Consider the following 18,594-nt stretch of genomic DNA (forward strand, 5'->3'; position numbering starts at 1 on the left):
CATGGACATCCTGAAGAGCCGTCGGCGTTTCCTGATGCAATTGGCTGCGGCGGGTACGCTGTTGCCGCTGAGCAGCAGTGGGTTTGCGAAGTACCTGTTGCAAGAGACGAAGGAGCAGCCTCAACTGAAGGTAGTGTTCTTCGTCGTGCCGGATGGGCTTGCAGTCGACTCCTACAGTGGGAGCGCGCACAACAGCGATGGCTTGTGGTTTCCTAAGGCCGCCCGGAGTGCAGATACCGATACCGGTGATTTCACACTCAACCTAGTCAGCCAGGAACTGGCGGATTATCGCAGCCAGTCGCTTTACCTGCAGGGCTTGATCCTGGGGCCTGGTAACATTGGCCATGATGGATGGAAATTTGTCTTGCGCGATACGTCAGGAAGCAAGAGCTCTATCGATAGAGTGCTTGGTGATGCCATGCCAGGTACCCAACCCAGCCATCGCAGTCTGTTCGCCGGGCCTCATGCCGGGATCGACAACACGCCCTGGTACGTTTCGTGGGACGACAACAAGATCAGAACGCCGCAGCAGGACCCGGTGCGCCTGAACGAATCGGTATTTGGCGGCACCGCCCGCGCGGTACGCGACCTCCAGGTGCGTAACGCCCATGTATTCGACCCGATCCGCGCTGATATCGCCGAGCTCCGTGGGCGCCTGGCCGGTGCCCAGCGAGAGAAGCTGGTCACCCATCTTGATTCGCTGGAGCAGGTGGTCAAGGACATCGAAGGTGCGGTGCCTTCAGACTGCGGGCCACTGACGCTGGACCAGCACCCCATCAGTTCGGCGCAATTCCGTAACCAGGTGCAGCAAAGCCATCATAAGGTTGTGGCGGCAGCGCTGGCCTGCGGGGTGACCCGTGTCGCAACCGTGCAGATTGGGCGTTCGGCGGAGTCGCTGAACATTCTTGATGTGAGTGCCAGCACCAACCCCCATGATTGCGCTCACCGTTATGCCGGCGAGAGAGAATGGCGGGAGTCAAGGCAATGGTATGTGCGACAGGTGAAGCTGTTCATGGACGAGCTCGCCAAATACGATGACCCGCATGTGCCTGGCGACAAACTGCTCAAGCACACGTTGGTTGTACTCACCAGCGAGATGGCCGACGGTGCTCCGGAGCACATGGTCGATATGCCGCTGGTACTGATGGGGGGCGCCAGCGGGCTGCTAAATGTTGGTAACGGCAACGGTCGCTATTTCAACATCAAGAGCCAAGGTGATCGTTCGCACTGGGCCAAGGGTAGCTTGGTTGACATGCAACGCATATGGTCGACCATCGCGCTAGCGGCGGGCACCACGGTGCCCTATCCCGGCGATGTGTCGCCGGTGACAGGGATCTTCAGCAACGTGTCTTGATTCAGGCCGGTACCCCAAGCAGCACGCTGGAAGGATGGAACTGGACACGTACCGGCTCGCCGGCCAACAGCTGTTGTTGTGCCAGCCAGTCGGCCTCGGCGAAGGCGCACAAGGTCTGCCCGTTGGCCAGGCTCAGGCGTACCTCGCTGGGGCCTTGGGCATCGGCCAGCACTTGCTCAATGGTGGCCGTCAGGCAGTTGCTGCCGGCTTCGACCTCATCGTCGCAGGCCAGCAGCTGTACCCAGCCGGCCTTGAGCAACGCCACTACGTGGATACCTAGTGTCAGTTCCAGGCGTGCGGTGCTGTCGTGGGTGATCAGCGCATCGATCTCCAGGCCACCACCCAATGCCAGGCTGACGCGATCATGGCGCCCCTCACGACGAAGGCCGCTGACTTCGCCCTGCAGCTGGTTGCGCGCGCTGGTGCGCAACATCAGGCGCCCGAGCAGGTCGAGGTCGGTGGATTCCTCGGCGGCTTCGAGCAGCTGCGCCTGCAGGTTCTGCAAGCGCTGGTACAGCCGTAGCACGCGGCCGCCTTCGGCCGACAGGCGTGCGCCACCGCCGCCACGCCCGCCGGTGCTGCGCTCGACCAGCGGCTGGCTGGCGAGGTTGTTGAGCTCATCGATGGCGTCCCAGGCGGCTTTGTAGCTGATGCCGGCAGCCTTGGCGGCGCGGGTGATCGAGCCTTGCTCGGCGATGTGCTGGAGCAAGGCAATGCGTTGCGGGCGGCGGGCGATGTGCTGGGTGAGGAGAGCGGGCAGGGACATGATGGCGCCTATCTGAGACTGACCCGTCAAGCTTGCCCCGGTTTTGCCGTGCGTGCCAGGCAATACACATCGACCCTGCATGCACCGGCCCTGCATAGCACGGCGGCGATGGCTTGCGCGGTGGCTCCCGTGGTCAGGACGTCATCAACCACGGCCACATGCAAGCCTTTGAGCGCGTGTTCGTCGGCCACGGCAAAGGCTCGCTGCAGATTGCGCTGGCGCGCTTTGGCATCCAGGCTCTGCTGCGCCGGCGTTTCGCGTGTGCGCAGCAATAGTCGCTCGTCGCAGTCGATTGCCAGGCTTTTGGACAACCAGCGCGTCAGCATGCCGGCCTGGTTGAAGCCGCGCGCTCGCAGTCGACGCTTGGCCAACGGAACAGGCAACAGCAGGTCAGGTTGCGTCAGGCCCTCTGCGTAGCGGTGTTGCAGGCCATGGCTCAACATTTCGGCCATCAAACGCCCTAGCGGCCATTGGCGGTTGTGCTTGAAACGGCTGATCAGCGTGTCGACTGGAAACCCGTAATGCCACAGCGCGACGACGTGCTCGAACGCCGGCGCACGGCGGCAACACTGGGCGCAGGTCAGGTTGGCCATCGGTAACGGCAGGGCGCAGCGCAGGCAATGGTCCGTCAGCCAAGGCAGCTCCTGCTCGCAGGCCATACACAACGGGTACGCCTGTTCAGCAGGCGCATCGCACAGCAAACAGCTGTGGTTAATATTTGCACACTTGTAAACCAGTGCTTTCAGTCTTAGTTGACAGTTCATAGGCCTTCCGTGACTATGCGAGCTATCCGTGATGCGCTGGCGGGCTTTCCTGTCCCGGCGCCAGTTACAGCCTAAACAAGGAAACGCCGATGAGCGCCAGCACAACTGCAACAACACGTCACGACTGGACCTTGGCCGAGGTCAAGGCGCTGTTTCAGCAACCGTTCAATGACCTGCTGTTCCAGGCGCAAACCGTGCACCGCGCGCACTTCGACCCGAACCGCGTTCAGGTTTCGACCTTGCTGTCGATCAAGACCGGCGCCTGCCCAGAAGATTGCAAATATTGTCCGCAGTCCGGCCACTACAACACCGGGCTGGAAAAACAAAAGCTGATGGAAGTGCAGAAGGTGCTGGAAGAAGCCGCCCGCGCCAAAGCCATCGGCTCGACCCGCTTCTGCATGGGCGCGGCGTGGAAGCATCCGTCGGCCAAGGACATGCCCTACGTGCTGGAAATGGTCAAAGGGGTGAAGGCCATGGGCCTGGAAACCTGCATGACCCTCGGCAAGCTCGATCAGGACCAGACCCAGGCCCTGGCCCAGGCCGGCCTCGACTACTACAACCACAACCTCGACACCTCGCCGGAGTTCTACGGCAGCATCATCACCACCCGCACCTACAGCGAGCGCCTGCAGACCTTGGCCTATGTGCGCGATGCTGGGATGAAGATCTGCTCCGGTGGCATCCTCGGCATGGGCGAGTCGCTGGACGACCGCGCCGGCCTGCTGATCCAGTTGGCCAACCTGCCGGAGCACCCAGAGTCGGTGCCGATCAACATGCTGGTCAAGGTCGCCGGCACGCCGCTGGCGGAGGAAGAAGATGTCGACCCGTTCGATTTCATCCGCATGCTGGCGGTGGCCCGCCTGCTGATGCCCAAGTCGCATGTGCGCCTGTCGGCCGGCCGCGAGCAGATGAACGAACAGATGCAGGCACTGGCCTTCATGGCTGGCGCCAACTCGATCTTCTATGGCGAAAAACTGCTGACCACCGCCAACCCGCAGGCTGATAAAGACATGCAGCTGTTCGCCCGCCTCGGCATCAAGCCTGAGGCCCGCGAAGAGCATGCCGATGAAGTGCACCAGGCGGCCATCGAGCAGGCGCTGGTCGAACAGCGCAGCAGCGAGATGTTCTACAACGCAGCATCGGCCTGAGATGGCCTTTGACCTGGCGGCGCGCCTGGCCGAACGGCGCGCCGCAGACCTGTATCGGCAACGGCCCCTGCTGGAGAGCCCGCAAGGGCCTGAGGTGGTGGTCGATGGCCAGCCGCTGTTGGCGTTTTGCAGCAACGATTACCTGGGCCTTGCCAACCACCCCGAGGTGATTGCTGCGTGGCAGGCGGGCGCCGAGCGGTGGGGTGTCGGTGGCGGGGCGTCGCACCTGGTGGTTGGCCACAGCACGCCGCACCATCAGGTTGAGGAGGCCCTGGCAGAACTCACCGGGCGCCCGCGCGCGCTGTTGTTCTCCACCGGCTACATGGCCAACCTGGGTGCAATCACCGCGCTGGTGGGGCAGGGCGACACGGTGTTGCAGGACCGCCTTAACCACGCGTCCTTGCTCGACGGCGGGCTGCTAAGCGGCGCTCGTTTCAACCGCTATCTGCACAACGACCCGGCCAGCCTGGAAAGCCGCCTGGACAAGGCCGTCGGCAATACCCTGGTGGTGACCGACGGGGTGTTCAGCATGGATGGCGACCTTGCCGATTTGCCGGCGTTGGCCAAGGTTGCCCGCGCCCGCGGCGCCTGGCTGATGGTCGATGATGCCCATGGCCTGGGCACGTTGGGTGCGCAAGGTGGCGGTATCGTCGAGCACTTCGGCCTGGGCCTCGATGACGTGCCTGTGCTGATCGGCACGCTGGGCAAGGCCTGCGGTACGGCGGGTGCCTTTGTCGCCGGCAGCGAAGCGTTGATCGAAGCGCTGGTGCAGTTTGCCCGGCCCTATATCTACACCACTAGCCAACCCCCGGCGCTGGCCTGCGCGACACTCAAGAGCCTGGAGCTGCTGCGCCGCGAAACCTGGCGCCGTGAGCACCTGGCCGCGTTGATCCGCCAGTTCCGCCTGGGTGCCGAACAGATCGGCCTGCAGCTGATGGACAGCCCGACGCCGATCCAGCCAATCCTGATTGGCGACAGCGCACAAGCGCTGCGCCTGTCGCAGATGTTGCGTGAACGTGGCCTGCTGGTCACTGCCATCCGCCCGCCCACCGTGCCTGCCGGCAGCGCACGCTTGCGGGTTACCTTGAGCGCCGCGCACAGCGAGGCGCAGGTGCAGCTATTGTTGAATGCATTGGCCGAGTGTTATCCACAGCTGGAGGCCGCCGATGCGTAACCGACTGATCCTTCTCCCCGGATGGGGCCTGGGTACTGCCGCGCTGGAGCCGTTGGCGGCCAGCCTGCGCGCCCAGGATGCCCGCTTGCAGGTCGAACTGATGCCCCTGCCGGAGCTGGCCGACGCCGACGTACAGGCGTGGGTCGACCACCTTGATCGCAAGTTGCCCCGTGATACCTGGCTGGGCGGTTGGTCGCTGGGCGGCATGCTCGCCAGCGAACTTGCGCGCAAGCGCGGCGACCACTGTTGCGGACTGCTGACCTTGGCCAGCAACCCCAGTTTCGTGGCGCGGCCAGACTGGCCCCACGGCATGGCCGAAGATACCTTTGGCACCTTCCTCGACGGTTGCCGCAGCCACACCCAGGTAACCCTCAAACGCTTCCGCACCCTGTGCAGCGACGGCGCCCAACAACCTCGTACCTTGCTGCGCCAGCTGGGCGTCGGGGTGCCGGATACCGACCCGCTGTACCTCGCCACCGGGCTGGAAGTACTGGCCCAGCTGGATACCCGCGAGGCACTGCAGGCTTATGGCGGTCCGCAACTGCACCTGTTCGCCGGCAGTGATGCACTGGTCCCGGCCGAGGCGGCCAAAGCGCTGAGCGAGTTGTTGCCCGACGTGGAGGTTGGGCTGGTTGAAGACAGTTCCCACGCGTTCCTGCTGGAATACCCACAGGAGCTGGCGGCGGGTATCAAGAGTTTTCTGCATGAGAGTGGCGATGACTGACCTTTCCCGTCCGACCCTGCCCGGCGCGCTGCCGGACAAGCGCCAGGTGGCGGCCTCGTTTTCCCGCGCGGCGGCCAGCTACGACAGCGTCGCGGCGTTGCAGCGCGACGTCGGCCTGAACCTGTTGGGCCAGTTGCCAGAGGGCTTGGCACCGTCGCGCTGGCTGGACCTGGGCAGCGGCACCGGCCACTTCAGCCGGGTGCTGGCCGAGCGCTTCGCGCAGGCCAGTGGCGTGGCGGTGGATATCGCCGAAGGCATGCTGCGCCATGCCCGCAACGAACAGCGCGGCGCGCAGTACCACGTGGCCGGCGATGCCGAGCGCTTGCCGCTGCGCGATGCCAGCGTCGATCTGGTGTTCTCCAGCCTGGCGGTGCAGTGGTGCGGGCAGTTCGCCAGTGTGCTGGACGAGGCGCGCCGGGTGTTACGCCCAGGCGGGGTGCTGGCCTTCAGCAGCCTGTGCGTCGGCACCCTCGATGAACTGCGTGCCAGTTGGCAGGCCGTGGATGGCCTGGTGCATGTCAACCGCTTCCGCCGCTTTGACGATTACCAGCGCCTGTGCGCGGGCAGTGGCTTCGAGCAGGTAGCGCTGCAGCAGCGCGCGCACGTGCTGCACTACCCCGATGTACGCAGCCTGACCCACGAGCTGAAGGCGCTTGGTGCACACAATATCAACCCGGGCCGCCCTTCGGGCCTCACCGGCCGTGCCCGCATGCAGGGCTTGTTGCAGGCATACGAGGCATTTCGCCAGCCTCAGGGGCTGCCCGCCACTTACCAAGTGGTCTATGGTGTGCTGCGCAAGCCACAGGCGTAAGGGGAGTCAGATGAGCCAGGCCTATTTCATTGCCGGTACCGATACCGATGTCGGCAAGACCACGATTGCTGCCGGCCTGCTGCATGCAGCGCGGTTGCAGGGCATGAGCACATTGGGCGCCAAGCCGGTGGCGTCGGGTTGTACGGTAACCGCAAAGGGGCTGCGCAACAGCGACGCACAGGCGCTGATCGATGAAAGCACGATCAAATTGCCGTACGAACAGGTCAACCCATTCGCCTTCGAGCCTGCGATCGCACCCCATGTCGCCGCACGCGAGGCCGGCGTCACGCTGGGTGTACCCGAGCTGTTGGCGGCGATGCGCAACGTGCTGCAGCAAAACGCCGACTTCACGTTGATCGAAGGCGCCGGTGGCTGGCGTGTGCCGCTGTCGGGCCAGGCCAACCTGTCTGACCTGGCCATTGCCCTGCAACTGCCAGTGATCCTGGTGGTTGGGGTGCGCCTGGGCTGTATCAGCCATGCCTTGCTCAGCGCCGAAGCGATTGCCCGCGATGGGCTGCAACTGGCGGGCTGGGTGGCGAATATCATCGAACCGCGCACATCGCGCCTGGAAGAAAACCTGGCCAGCCTCGCCGAGCGCTTGCCGGCGCCTTGCCTGGGGCGGGTACCGAAGTTGAAGCTGGCGATTGCCGATATGGTGGCTGAGCATTTGCAGCTGGATTTGCTGGATTAGCGGCCGCTGCCTATCGACTGGCACTGGGCCATTAACGATTTAAACGGGCCTTTTCTGCCATCTACTGCTTTAATGAGGCCTGTTCGTCATCCAGCGTCAATGGAGTCCTGACATGGAAATCACCGGCAGCTCCGCCTATTACGCGGGCCTCAGCGCAATCCAAAGCGGCCAGAACCGCGTCGATCAAGCCGCCAGCCAGATCGCCAACCATACCGCCGAACGCACCGCCACCAGCCAGTCGAGCGACTTCCAGGCTGAGCGTCTGCGCGCTGTTGATCGCAGCCAGCAGATGGACTTGGCCACCAGTACCGTGCAACTGGCACTGGGCAAACATGAAGTCGAGCTTGGCGCGAAAGTCGTCAAGGCATCGGACGAAATGCTCGGCCGGATCATCGACACCTACGCCTGATCCCTCGCTTCTTCTCTAAAGCCCCTCTCATACACTGTGGGAGCGGGCTTGCCCGCGAATGCTTCCGCCCAGGCGACTCTGTTGTCTGACCGGCCTATTCGCGGGCAAGCCCGCTCCCACAGGGGTTTGTGACGAACTAACGGGAAGGGTGGCGTAAACGCCATTTTTCGTGGCGTAAATGGCACTATCGTCCCTCCTTGACATCCGCTCGCGCTAAACGTAAGTTTCAAACAACTGTTTGATCGACGGCCGCCAAGCCTTGCCGGCAGTTCCGATCACCCCCGAACTCATCACAGAGGTTCATCGCAATGCCTGACTACAAAGCCCCCTTGCGTGATATCCGTTTCGTTCGCGACGAACTGCTCGGCTACGAAGCGCATTATCAGAGCCTGCCGGGTTGCCAGGACGCCACGCCCGACATGGTCGACGCGATCCTCGAAGAAGGCGCGAAGTTCTGTGAGCAGGTACTGGCCCCGCTGAACCGCGTTGGCGATCAGGAAGGCTGCACCTGGAGCGAGTCGGGCGTGAAGACGCCGACCGGTTTCAAAGCGGCCTACGAGCAATTCGTCGAAGGTGGCTGGCCGAGCCTGGCCCACGACGTGGCCCACGGCGGCCAAGGCCTGCCAGAGTCGCTGGGCCTGGCCCTGAGCGAGATGGTCGGTGAGTCGAACTGGTCGTGGGGCATGTACCCAGGCCTGTCCCATGGCGCGATGAACACCATTTCCGAGCACGGCACCGAAGAGCAACAGCACACCTACCTGACCAAGCTGGTCAGCGGCGAGTGGACTGGCACCATGTGCCTGACCGAGCCGCACTGCGGTACCGACCTGGGCATGCTGCGCACCAAGGCCGAGCCACAGGCCGACGGGTCGTACAAAGTGTCCGGCACCAAGATCTTCATCTCCGCCGGTGAGCACGACATGGCCGATAACATCGTCCATATCGTCCTGGCCCGCCTGCCCGATGCACCGGCCGGCACCAAAGGCATCTCGCTGTTCATCGTGCCCAAGTTCCTGCCCAACGCCGAAGGCGCTGTCGGTGAGCGCAACGCGGTGACCTGTGGCTCGATCGAGCACAAAATGGGCATCCACGGTAACGCCACCTGCGTGATGAACTTCGACGGCGCTACCGGCTACCTGATCGGCCCGGCCAACAAAGGCCTGAACTGCATGTTCACCTTCATGAACACTGCTCGCCTAGGCACCGCGCTGCAGGGCCTGGCCCACGCCGAAGTGGCGTTCCAAGGTGGCCTGAAATACGCCCGTGAGCGCCTGCAGATGCGTTCGCTGACCGGCCCTAAAGCCCCTGAAAAGGCGGCTGACCCGATCATCGTCCACCCGGACGTGCGCCGCATGCTGCTGACCATGAAGGCCTTCGCCGAAGGCAACCGCGCCATGGTCTACTTCACCGCCAAGCAGGTGGATATCGTCAAGTACAGCCAGGACGAGGAAGAGCGCAAAAAAGCCGACGCCCTGCTGGCCTTCATGACCCCGATCGCCAAGGCCTTCATGACCGAAGTCGGTTTCGAGGCCGCCAACCACGGCGTGCAGATCTACGGCGGCCATGGCTTCATCGCCGAGTGGGGCATGGAGCAGAACGTGCGCGACAGCCGTATCTCCATGCTGTACGAAGGCACCACCGGTATCCAGGCGCTGGACCTGCTCGGCCGTAAAGTGCTGATGACCCAAGGCGAAGCGCTGAAGGGCTTTACCAAGATCGTGCACAAGTTCTGCCAGGCGCAGGAAGGCAACGAGGCGGTCAAGGAGTTCGTTGAGCCGTTGGCGGCCATCAACAAGGAATGGGGCGAGCTGACCATGAAAGTGGGTATGGCGGCCATGAAGGATCGCGAAGAAGTGGGTGCTGCTTCGGTCGATTACCTGATGTACTCCGGTTACGCCTGCCTGGCTTACTTCTGGGCTGATATTGCTCGCCTGGCTGCCGAGAAGCTGGCTGCCGGCACTGAAGAAGTGGCGTTCTACACCGCCAAGCTGCAGACCGCGCGCTTCTACTTCCAGCGCATCCTGCCGCGCACCCGTACCCATGTGGCGACCATGCTGTCGGGTGCTGGGAACCTGATGGCGATGGACGAAGAGCACTTCGGCCTCTCTTACTGATCCACCGCGTGCACAAAAACCCGCCTGCCCTCACCGGCAGGCGGGTTTTTTTTTGCAGCCAGATGCCTGTGTAGGAGCAGCACAAGGCTGCTCCTACACAGGGGCGGCATCAGATCTGTATTCAACTGTTCACGCGCGCTGCCGATGAAATAAGGGCACAATGCCACTATTGATCTGCCGGGTTGGAGATTACCCTTGTTTCGTCTTCATGCTGTACGTGTAACCCACTTCCTGCCTTCGCTGTTTCTCTTTCTGGCAGGCCTTGCGGCGGCTTACGTAAGAGACCTCAGTGTCTTTTTCACATCGCTGTTCAATGTCTTGCCCACCTTGGTCCTGCTATTGGGCGGTGCTTACTGTGCTGTTTACCGACGCCAGCGTGAGCTGTTTCTGATGGTGACGGTGTACATCGCCTACTTCCTGCTCGACACCCAGACCGACTTCTACCGCGACAACGGCCACGTGCGTGCGGACGCCGCGGTCATCTTCCACTTGGTGTGCCTGCTGCTGCCGGCCCTGTTCGGGCTGTATGGCGCCTGGCAGGAGCGCACCCACCTGCTGCAGGACCTGGTCGCCCGCTTCGCCGTGTTGTTCGCCGTTGCGAGCGTTGCGGTGGCACTGGAGCAAAGCTACCCCGACGCGCTGCTGGCCTGGCTGGCAGAGATCCGCTGGCCGGCCTTGCATGGCCAGTGGATGAGCCTGATCCAGATGGTCTACCCGCTGTTCCTCGGCGTGTTCATCCTGTTGGTGGTGCAGTACCTGCGTGCGCCCAGGCCGTTGCATGCGGCGCAGGTCATTGGCCTGATCGGCCTGTTCTGGATGCTGCCGCAGACGTTCATCCTGCCGTTTACCCTGAACATCATGTGCAGCCAGGTGATGTTGATGATTGCCGCGGCCGTGGCGCACGAGGCCTATCAGATGGCCTTCCGCGACGAGCTGACGGGCCTGCCGGGGCGCCGTGCCTTGAACGAGCGCATGCAGCGGCTGGGGCGCAACTATGTGATCGCCATGACCGACGTCGACCACTTCAAGAAATTCAACGATACCCACGGCCACGATGTCGGCGACCAGGTGTTGCGCCTGGTTGCCAGCCGGTTGGCCAAGGTCACTGGTGGCGGCCGCGCCTACCGTTATGGTGGCGAGGAATTCGCCCTGGTCTTTGCGGGCAAGACGGCTGAAGAGTGCGTGCCGCATGTGGAAGCTGTGCGCGGGGTGATTGCTAACTATGCGATGCAGCTGCGCGACCAGAACAGCCGACCGCAGGACGATTCGACAGGGCGCCAGCGCCGTGCTGGCAGCGGCGCGGGTACGGTGTCGGTGACCATCAGCATCGGTGTGGCCGAGCGCCAGGCCGATCATCGCAACCCGGAGGCGGTGCTCAAGTCGGCCGACCAGGCGCTGTACAGCGCCAAAGAGGCCGGGCGCAATTGTGTCATGGTGCATGGGCAACAATCGCAGCGTGGGGCGGTCCGCATGGCGTGACTAAACAAGACCATACGGTCAGCTGATGACCCTATGTCTCGTAAAAGTTGTTCGGTTACACTGCCTGCAACCCAGTGTCGCGGTTCCCCGAGACCGCCCCGACCCTACTAGTGAGAGGTTGTCATGGCCGACTATAAAGCGCCCCTGCGCGACATGCGCTTCGTTTTGAATGAAGTCTTCAACGTGACCGAGCAATGGGCGCAGTTGCCCGCGCTGGCCGAAGTGGTGGATACCGATACCGCCATGGCCGTGCTGGAAGAGGCCGGCAAGGTGACGGCCAGGACCATCGCCCCACTCAGCCGCGCCGCCGACGAAGAGGGCTGCCACTGGGACAACGGCGCGGTCAGCACGCCGGCCGGCTTCATCGAGGCCTATAACACCTACGCCGAAGGTGGCTGGGTAGGTGTTGGTGGCGATCCCTTGTTCGGCGGCATGGGCATGCCCAAGGTTATCTCGGCCCAGGTCGAGGAAATGGTCAACGCGTCGAGCCTGGCCTTCGGCCTGTACCCGATGCTGACTGCCGGTGCCTGCCTGTCGATCAATGCCCACGCCAGTGAAGCGCTCAAGCAACAGTACCTGCCCAACATGTACGCCGGCGTCTGGGCTGGCTCAATGTGCCTGACCGAGCCCCATGCCGGCACTGACCTGGGCATCATCCGCACCAAGGCCGAACCCCAGGCTGACGGCAGCTACAAGGTCAGTGGCACCAAGATCTTCATCACCGGTGGTGAGCACGACCTGACCGAGAACATCATTCACCTGGTGCTGGCCAAGCTGCCGGACGCGCCCGCCGGGCCGAAAGGCATTTCGTTGTTCCTGGTGCCCAAGTTCCTGGTTAACGAAAACGGCAGCCTGGGCGCGCGCAACCCGGCCACTTGCGGCTCGATCGAACACAAGATGGGCATTCAAGCCTCCGCCACGTGTGTGATGAACTTCGACGAAGCGGTCGGTTACCTGGTCGGTGAGCCCAACAAGGGCTTGGCGGCCATGTTTACCATGATGAACTACGAGCGCCTGGGCGTCGGCATTCAGGGCCTGGCATCGGCTGAACGTTCCTACCAAAATGCCGTGGAATACGCCCGTGACCGGCTGCAGAGCCGTGCCCCGACCGGCCCGCACGCCAAGGATAAGGTTGCCGACCCGATCATCGTCCACCCTGATGTGCGGCGCATGCTGCTGACCATGAAAGCCTTGATCGAAGGCGGGCGCGCCTTCTCGAGCTACGTGGCGCTGCAACTCGACAGTGCCAAATACAGCGAAGACGCCACCACACGTAAGCGCAGTGAAGAGCTGGTAGCCCTGTTGACGCCGGTGGCCAAGGCCTTCCTCACCGACCTGGGCCTGGAGTGCGCGGTGCACGGCCAGCAGGTGTTCGGTGGGCATGGCTACATTCGTGAGTGGGGCCAGGAGCAACTGGTGCGTGATGTGCGGATTACGCAGATCTACGAAGGCACCAACGGCATCCAGGCCCTCGACCTGATGGGGCGCAAGGTGGTTGCCAGTGGCGGCGCGTACTACAAGCTCTTCTCGGACGAGATCCGCCGCTTCATCGCGGGGGCCGACAGCGCGCTGGACGAGTTCGCCAAGCCGCTCGGCGCGTACCTCGATCAGCTGGACGGGCTGACCGAGTGGGTACTGGAGCAGGCCAAGGGCAACCCCAATGAAATTGGTGCGGCCTCGGTCGAGTACCTGCATGCCTTTGGTTATGTGGCGTATGGCTACATGTGGGCGCTGATGGCGCGTGCGGCGCAGGCGGGTGAGGGGGATGAGGCGTTCTACTCGGGCAAGCTGGGTACGGCGCGGTTCTACTTTGCACGGTTGCTGCCACGGGTGGATTCGCTGGTGGCGTCGGTGAAGGCGGGGAGTGAGTCGCTGTACCTGCTGGACGCTGAGCAGTTCTGATAGATCTTGGGGCCGCTTTGCGGCCCTTCGCGACGCAAGGTGTTCTGGTCAAGTTTTTCCGGACACCGATTACGGTGATCAAGCCGCTTGCTGCTCCATGGCTATTGGCGACAGGTAGTTGTTGTAGCTACGACGCCTTGCGCCTGTGCAAGGATTTCTGATCCAGCGGGCATGAACACCGCCCCTTTTGGGGCGGGACTGGCCCCCTGTGGGAGCGGGCTTGCCCGCGAAAGCGTCAGCATGAACAACAGAGTTGTCTGATCTGACGCATTCGCGGGCAAGCCCGCTCCCACAGGGTCCGCGCTGCCCTAGAGAGTGGCGCAAGAATCCAGCTGTTGTGGGAGCCTCCCATGTTGAACACCCTTCTACCCATTCTGCTGTTCGCTGCCCTTGGCCTGGCGGTGCTCGGCGCCCTGCGCCGGGTGCGTATTGGCCATCGAGCGCGCCAAGCAGCTGTTCGGTGCTGACTACGCCAACGTCCAGCCGCACTCCGGCTCTTCCGCCAACGGCGCGGTGTACCTGGCCCTGCTGCAGGCCGGTGACACCATCCTGGGCATGAGCCTGGCCCACGGCGGCCACCTGACCCACGGCGCTAAAGTGTCGTCCTCGGGCAAGCTGTACAACGCGGTTCAATACGGCATCGACACCAAGACCGGTGTAATCGATGGACTCGCCCCCGCCGAGGCATCACAGTGCCACGGTGGCGTTCAAAGAAGCCAACGGCAGCGAGGGCGAGACCATGAAGAAGCATAGTTCGAAGCACGATCCCCTGTCTTCCACTGATGTGGAGCTTTGCACAACCCTCTGCGTAGACCTGGCCAAACAGGTCTTCCAGTTAGCAGGCGAGGATGCTACCGGTCGGGTGATCTACGAAAATCGCATCAAATCCCGTCAAAATTTCCATGATTTTCTAATCAAGCTGCCAGTGACGGTGACTGTCTTAATGGAGTGCGGTCCTGGTGCTCAAGCCTGGGCCAGACTACTGCAGGCCAAGGGTAATCCGGTTCGGATCCTGCCTGCGCAACGCGTTGCCGAACACCGCAGCGGCGCGAAGAATGACCGTAACGACGCCCATGCCATTTTGCGTGCCGGTCGCGATACCAGTATTGCCTCAATCCCGATCAAGAGCACTACAGCACTGGCTATTCAAGCGCTGCACCGTGTCCGGCGCGGCAACATCAAGCGGCATACAGCGCTGGGTAATCAGATACGTGGCCTGCTGCTAGAGCATGGCGTCTCCATGCCTCAAGGCGATGCGGCGATCAATTCGCATGTGCCACGGGCTCTTGAAGATGCCTCTTTACCTCTGCCCGACTTGTTGCGCGAGTTGCTCGATGAGCTGCTGGCTGACTGGCTCTCTCTGGGTGAACGCATTGCGACGCTGAGTAGGCGGCTTGAAGCGACAGCCCAGGAAGATAAGGTCGCACAGCGGTTGATCACCATTCGTGGCGTGGGCCCAATCATTGCCACGGCGATCGTGGCGAAACAGACCGAGCCTAGCCGCTTCGCCAGTGGCCGAATGTATGCCGCCTTCTTCGGTATCGTGCCCGACCAGCACAGCAGCGGAAACAAAATCAGGCTGGGCAGGATGAGCAAGCGAGGTGATGGCTACATACGCAGCCTGATGATCCAGGGGGCGCATGCTGTCTTGAGTCAGCTAAGGCCTGATTCCGATCAGCCAGACGATCACCGCCTTTTGCGCTGGCTATCCCGCCTTGGACGCAAGGAGGCGGCGATCAGACTGGCTAATCGAAATCTGCGCATTATCTGGGCCTTGTTGCAGAGCGATCAGGTATATCAGCGCAAACCGAACAGCAACTCGGAGGCTGCTATGAGCCTCTGATCAACCGAGCAATGCCACCGGGGCGCCGAGCGCTCCAACCCCTGCTAGTGAACATTGACCCCTGGTAAGACCGTCGCAGACAGATGCCTCTGCTCCTACAGGCCTGATGAATGGCCTCAATGTAAACGGCACGCTGCGAGCTCACCACGATGTTGGCCAGAAGCAAAAAGCTTCCTCGAATAGGCCTGATACATAGATGCAACCGGGTTCCTAAGTTCAAAAGCAGCTAGACAGTGTGGGCGAGTCCATACATAGGAGCAGCCTACGCTCTTGCATGGAACCTCCTGAATGGGCGAATCATATCGCCCTTAAGAGGTGTCCGGGATCATTAGGCCAGTTCAAGGCCGCTCCTACAGGCCGGCGGTGCTATGAAGGTTACGCTGTACTTGTAGGAGCGGCCTTGCGTCGCGAAGGGGCGCAGAGCGCCCCCAATAGTCGATAAGATTCGCAGTGAATCCCCTTTGTAAGCTTTTTCCTACACGACGTGGTGACTTTTCACCACTGTTCTCAGATTGGATCCACAGGTAATCTTTACCACATGGACGTTGCGCAGGAAGCGCAAAGGACAGATCAAGGAAGACGACGAAGGACCACCTGCCAGGATGGCGGGGCGATACGGATGTCACAGGGAAACAGTCTGGAAAACCCCGCTTCGGCGGGGTTTTCTTTGTGCGCGTGTTTTGTCAGCCCAGCACATCCAGAGGCGAGCCCCCTAGCTGGCGCGCGTCTGTCTCTTCTTCCAGTAACGTTCGCAGCAGCTCCACCGAGGCTTGCTGGCGCTGCGCATCGCGGAACACCAGCCCGACCTTGAGCGGCACTCGCGGCTCGCTCAATGGCTTCCACAGCAGCCCCTGGTCATCCTCGGCCGCGTCCTTGGCCCGCCCCGGCAAGATGGTAGCCAGCGCCGTATGGGCCAGGCTGTCGAGAATCCCCGCCATGTTGTTCATCTCTGCCTGCACCTGCGGCCGACGGCCCTGGCTGGCCAGTTGCGCCTGCCAGATCTGCCGAATCTGAAACTCTTCGCCCAGCATCAGCATGGGCAGTTCAGCGGCCTGGCGGATCGACACCTTCTTGAAGTCCTTCAAGGGATGGGTGTCGGGGATGACCAATTGCAGTTCATCTTCGTACAGCAACAGGCCATGCAGCCCGGGTTGGCGCGGGGGCAGGTAACTGATGCCGATGTCCAGGCTGCCATTGAGCAGGCGCCGTTCGATTTCCAGCCCCGACAGCTCGTAGATTTGCACCACAAGGTGCGGCTGGGCCTTGCGCAAGCGTTCGAGCAACTGCGGCACCAGGCTGGGCCGCACGGTCTGCAGCACGCCGATGGCCAGGGTACGCAAAGACTGGCCCTTGAAGTTGCGCATGGCCTCATGGGCCCGTTGCAGGCCATCGAGCAGCGGCAGGGCATGGTTGTACAGCGTGTGGGCGGCCAAGGTCGGCAGCAGGCGCTTATTGCTGCGCTCGAACAGGCTCAGGTCGAGGCTGTGCTCCAGTTGGCGGATCTGCTGGGAGAGCGCGGGTTGGGACAAAGACAGGCGCTCGGCGGCGCGGCCGACATGGCCTTCTTCGTACACCGCGACGAAATAACGCAGTTGGCGGAAATCCATAAGCAACACTTATCGAAAATGCTGGAAAAACGAAATGGTCGAAACCCGTCTTGGCGCCTAGTCTATCGCCGTATTCCAGTGGGTTACAGCGGTCATCGGGCCGGATTGTTACCCCGGATGAAAAACACTTTTGATAGGCAAGGCTGAATATCAAGTGCCGGCATCAAGACCGCACATTGGCCGCCCTTTACCGTGATTGGTTGGAGCCCTGATGAACCTGTTCAACCTGCGTCGCTCGGCTGCCGCCGCCGTCGCCGAGCCCGAGCGTGCGCCGGTGACCGTGGCGGATGCGCCGCAGTTGTCCCGTGAGCGCCTGATGCCGAGTACCGAACGTGCCCCGCAGGTTTTCGTGCGCGGCCAGGGCTCGTGGTTGTGGGACAGCGAAGGGCATGCCTTCTTGGACTTCACCCAGGGCGGCGCGGTGAACAGCCTCGGCCACAGCCCCAGCGTACTCGTCAAGGCGCTGGGCAATCAGGCCCAGGCGCTGATCAACCCGGGTTCGGGGTTTCACAGCCGCGGCCGGCTGGCGCTGGTCAACCGCCTGTGCCAGAGCACCGGCAGCGACCAGGCCTACCTGCTGAACAGCGGCGCCGAAGCGTGCGAAGGGGCGATCAAGCTGGCGCGCAAATGGGGCCAGCTGCACCGCAATGGCGCCTATCACATCATCACCGCCAGCCAGGCTTGCCACGGCCGCAGCCTGGGCGCGCTGTCAGCCTCCGACCCGCTGCCGTGCAATCGCTGCGAGCCTGGGCTGCCGGGCTTCAGCAAGGTGCCTTTCAATGACCTGGCGGCACTGCATGCGGAAGTGAACTCGCGCACCGTGGCGATCATGCTTGAGCCGATCCAGGGCGAGGCGGGCGTTATTCCCGCCACACAGGCGTACCTCAAAGGCGTCGAAACGCTGTGCCGCGAGCTGGGCATCCTGCTGATTCTGGATGAAGTCCAGACCGGTATCGGCCGGTGTGGTGCGCTGCTCGCCGAGCAGACTTACGGGGTACGTGCCGACATCATCACCCTGGGCAAGGGCTTGGGCGGTGGGGTACCGCTGGCCGCCTTGCTGGCACGCGGCACCGCTTGCTGCGCCGAGCCGGGTGAGCTGGAAGGCAGCCACCATGGCAATGCGCTGATGAGCGCCGCAGGCCTGGCAGTGCTGGACACCGTGCTGGAGCCTGGCTTTTTCGAGCATGTGCAGGACAGCGGCCGCCACCTGCGCGAAGGCCTCAGCCGCCTGGCTGGTCGTTATGGCCAGGGCGAGGTGCGTGGCCAGGGGCTGCTGTGGGCCCTGCAACTGCACGAAGGCGTCGCCCAGGACCTGGTAACGGCCGCCCTGCATGAAGGCCTGCTGCTCAATGCACCGCAGGCGGATGTGGTGCGTTTCTCGCCGGCGTTGACCGTGAGCAAGGGCAACATCGACGAAATGCTCCTGCGCCTGGCCCGCGCCTTTGCCCGCCTGCATGCACAGCAGCAAGCCCGCCGCGAAATGCCGGCGTAACCGAATTCAACGAACCGTCTGGCGTTCCTGCGCATCGCCCCTGGCCTGTTTCATTTGGCCCGGGGCGTTTTTTTTGGGGGGTACCCTGGCCCTGTGGAACCTCTACGACGCGCGGCTAGTCTCTGTTGTAACCCTTCAGGAGAGACGTGCATGGACTTCATTCGCATCATCATCGCCATCTTGCTGCCGCCGCTTGGTGTATTTCTGCAGGTGGGCTTTGCCGGGGCGTTCTGGCTGAATATTCTGCTGACGCTGTGTGGGTACATTCCGGGGATCGTGCACGCGGTGTATATCATCGCCAAGCGCTAAGAAACGC

General features: G+C 62.6%; 16 protein-coding genes and 1 pseudogene. 14 read left to right on the forward strand and 3 right to left on the reverse strand.

Features of this window, described 5'->3' with window-relative positions; genetic code table 11:
- The first annotated feature begins 1 nt into the window (after position 1).
- Positions 2–1,354: a DUF1552 domain-containing protein gene (locus ACMCNM_RS02185; RefSeq protein WP_186681311.1), complete on the forward strand. Its 1,353-nt coding sequence runs from the start codon at positions 2–4 to the stop codon at positions 1,352–1,354.
- A gap of 1 nt (position 1,355) precedes the next feature.
- On the opposite strand, the gene ACMCNM_RS02190 is transcribed toward ACMCNM_RS02185, so the two are convergent.
- Positions 1,356–2,120, reverse strand: a complete 765-nt coding sequence (locus tag ACMCNM_RS02190; RefSeq protein ID WP_412763869.1) for a TOBE domain-containing protein — start codon at positions 2,118–2,120, stop codon at positions 1,356–1,358.
- A 26-nt stretch (positions 2,121–2,146) separates the two neighbouring features.
- Positions 2,147–2,884 carry a ComF family protein gene (locus ACMCNM_RS02195; protein ID WP_186681315.1) on the reverse strand — a complete coding sequence of 246 codons (738 nt, stop codon included), beginning with the start codon at positions 2,882–2,884 and terminating at the stop codon, positions 2,147–2,149.
- Between the two features lie 89 nt (positions 2,885–2,973).
- Between ACMCNM_RS02195 and bioB the strand changes: the two genes are divergently transcribed.
- The 11 genes and pseudogenes from bioB (at position 2,974) to ACMCNM_RS02250 (ending at position 15,179) form a co-directional block, all read left to right on the forward strand.
- Complete coding sequence (gene bioB / locus ACMCNM_RS02200) at positions 2,974–4,032, forward strand: biotin synthase BioB (RefSeq protein ID WP_027594348.1); 1,059 nt, start codon at positions 2,974–2,976, stop codon at positions 4,030–4,032.
- A 1-nt stretch (position 4,033) separates the two neighbouring features.
- On the forward strand, positions 4,034–5,206 hold the full coding sequence (gene bioF, locus ACMCNM_RS02205) for an 8-amino-7-oxononanoate synthase (protein ID WP_027594349.1): 1,173 nt from the start codon (positions 4,034–4,036) through the stop codon (positions 5,204–5,206).
- Positions 5,199–5,930, forward strand: a complete 732-nt coding sequence (locus ACMCNM_RS02210; protein WP_186681317.1) for an alpha/beta fold hydrolase — start codon at positions 5,199–5,201, stop codon at positions 5,928–5,930. Before bioF ends, ACMCNM_RS02210 begins: the two co-directional genes overlap by 8 nt.
- A complete protein-coding gene (gene bioC / locus ACMCNM_RS02215; protein ID WP_085274059.1) occupies positions 5,923–6,741 on the forward strand; it encodes a malonyl-ACP O-methyltransferase BioC in 819 nt (272 codons plus the stop codon). The genes ACMCNM_RS02210 and bioC overlap by 8 nt, the downstream gene beginning before the upstream one ends.
- Positions 6,742–6,751: 10 nt before the next feature.
- Positions 6,752–7,432 carry a dethiobiotin synthase gene (gene bioD, locus ACMCNM_RS02220; RefSeq protein ID WP_412763870.1) on the forward strand — a complete coding sequence of 227 codons (681 nt, stop codon included), beginning with the start codon at positions 6,752–6,754 and terminating at the stop codon, positions 7,430–7,432.
- A 112-nt stretch (positions 7,433–7,544) separates the two neighbouring features.
- On the forward strand, positions 7,545–7,841 hold the full coding sequence (locus tag ACMCNM_RS02225) for a pyrroloquinoline quinone biosynthesis protein PqqE (RefSeq protein ID WP_186681324.1): 297 nt from the start codon (positions 7,545–7,547) through the stop codon (positions 7,839–7,841).
- 308 nt (positions 7,842–8,149) lie between these two features.
- Positions 8,150–9,955 (forward strand): phenylacyl-CoA dehydrogenase, encoded by a 1,806-nt coding sequence (locus ACMCNM_RS02230; protein ID WP_099452704.1) that lies wholly within the window; start codon positions 8,150–8,152, stop codon positions 9,953–9,955.
- A 195-nt stretch (positions 9,956–10,150) separates the two neighbouring features.
- Positions 10,151–11,434 carry a diguanylate cyclase gene (locus ACMCNM_RS02235; protein WP_412763871.1) on the forward strand — a complete coding sequence of 428 codons (1,284 nt, stop codon included), beginning with the start codon at positions 10,151–10,153 and terminating at the stop codon, positions 11,432–11,434.
- Positions 11,435–11,557: 123 nt separating this feature from the next.
- Positions 11,558–13,336 carry an acyl-CoA dehydrogenase C-terminal domain-containing protein gene (locus tag ACMCNM_RS02240; RefSeq protein ID WP_412763872.1) on the forward strand — a complete coding sequence of 593 codons (1,779 nt, stop codon included), beginning with the start codon at positions 11,558–11,560 and terminating at the stop codon, positions 13,334–13,336.
- Between the two features lie 429 nt (positions 13,337–13,765).
- Positions 13,766–14,002 (forward strand): annotated as a pseudogene (gene glyA / locus ACMCNM_RS02245) (serine hydroxymethyltransferase); the annotation flags it as partial.
- 118 nt (positions 14,003–14,120) lie between these two features.
- A complete protein-coding gene (locus ACMCNM_RS02250; RefSeq protein WP_412765898.1) occupies positions 14,121–15,179 on the forward strand; it encodes an IS110 family transposase in 1,059 nt (352 codons plus the stop codon).
- 683 nt (positions 15,180–15,862) lie between these two features.
- On the opposite strand, the gene ACMCNM_RS02255 is transcribed toward ACMCNM_RS02250, so the two are convergent.
- On the reverse strand, positions 15,863–16,786 hold the full coding sequence (locus ACMCNM_RS02255; protein WP_027594357.1) for a LysR family transcriptional regulator: 924 nt from the start codon (positions 16,784–16,786) through the stop codon (positions 15,863–15,865).
- Between the two features lie 211 nt (positions 16,787–16,997).
- Here ACMCNM_RS02255 and ACMCNM_RS02260 point away from each other — a divergent pair, with 211 nt between their 5' ends.
- Together ACMCNM_RS02260 and ACMCNM_RS02265 are read left to right on the forward strand one after the other, a co-directional pair.
- On the forward strand, positions 16,998–18,278 hold the full coding sequence (locus ACMCNM_RS02260) for an aspartate aminotransferase family protein (protein ID WP_186681328.1): 1,281 nt from the start codon (positions 16,998–17,000) through the stop codon (positions 18,276–18,278).
- Between the two features lie 150 nt (positions 18,279–18,428).
- Positions 18,429–18,587, forward strand: a complete 159-nt coding sequence (locus ACMCNM_RS02265) for a YqaE/Pmp3 family membrane protein (RefSeq protein WP_007904205.1) — start codon at positions 18,429–18,431, stop codon at positions 18,585–18,587.
- Positions 18,588–18,594: the final 7 nt, after the last annotated feature.

The sequence above is a fragment of the Pseudomonas sp. NGC7 genome, assembly GCF_047159675.1.
GTDB classification, from domain to species: Bacteria; Pseudomonadota; Gammaproteobacteria; order Pseudomonadales; family Pseudomonadaceae; genus Aquipseudomonas; species Aquipseudomonas kermanshahensis.

What these genes read in the sequence shown, in the direction of transcription:
- ACMCNM_RS02185 (WP_186681311.1), top strand. Translation starts at nt 2, where the DNA reads ATGGACATCCTGAAGAGCCGTCGGCGTTTCCTGATGCAATTGGCTGCG.
- ACMCNM_RS02190 (WP_412763869.1), bottom strand. Translation starts at nt 2,120, where the DNA reads ATGTCCCTGCCCGCTCTCCTCACCCAGCACATCGCCCGCCGCCCGCAA.
- ACMCNM_RS02195 (WP_186681315.1), bottom strand. Translation starts at nt 2,884, where the DNA reads ATGAACTGTCAACTAAGACTGAAAGCACTGGTTTACAAGTGTGCAAAT.
- bioB (WP_027594348.1), top strand. Translation starts at nt 2,974, where the DNA reads ATGAGCGCCAGCACAACTGCAACAACACGTCACGACTGGACCTTGGCC.
- bioF (WP_027594349.1), top strand. Translation starts at nt 4,034, where the DNA reads ATGGCCTTTGACCTGGCGGCGCGCCTGGCCGAACGGCGCGCCGCAGAC.
- ACMCNM_RS02210 (WP_186681317.1), top strand. Translation starts at nt 5,199, where the DNA reads ATGCGTAACCGACTGATCCTTCTCCCCGGATGGGGCCTGGGTACTGCC.
- bioC (WP_085274059.1), top strand. Translation starts at nt 5,923, where the DNA reads ATGACTGACCTTTCCCGTCCGACCCTGCCCGGCGCGCTGCCGGACAAG.
- bioD (WP_412763870.1), top strand. Translation starts at nt 6,752, where the DNA reads ATGAGCCAGGCCTATTTCATTGCCGGTACCGATACCGATGTCGGCAAG.
- ACMCNM_RS02225 (WP_186681324.1), top strand. Translation starts at nt 7,545, where the DNA reads ATGGAAATCACCGGCAGCTCCGCCTATTACGCGGGCCTCAGCGCAATC.
- ACMCNM_RS02230 (WP_099452704.1), top strand. Translation starts at nt 8,150, where the DNA reads ATGCCTGACTACAAAGCCCCCTTGCGTGATATCCGTTTCGTTCGCGAC.
- ACMCNM_RS02240 (WP_412763872.1), top strand. Translation starts at nt 11,558, where the DNA reads ATGGCCGACTATAAAGCGCCCCTGCGCGACATGCGCTTCGTTTTGAAT.
- ACMCNM_RS02255 (WP_027594357.1), bottom strand. Translation starts at nt 16,786, where the DNA reads ATGGATTTCCGCCAACTGCGTTATTTCGTCGCGGTGTACGAAGAAGGC.
- ACMCNM_RS02260 (WP_186681328.1), top strand. Translation starts at nt 16,998, where the DNA reads ATGAACCTGTTCAACCTGCGTCGCTCGGCTGCCGCCGCCGTCGCCGAG.
- ACMCNM_RS02265 (WP_007904205.1), top strand. Translation starts at nt 18,429, where the DNA reads ATGGACTTCATTCGCATCATCATCGCCATCTTGCTGCCGCCGCTTGGT.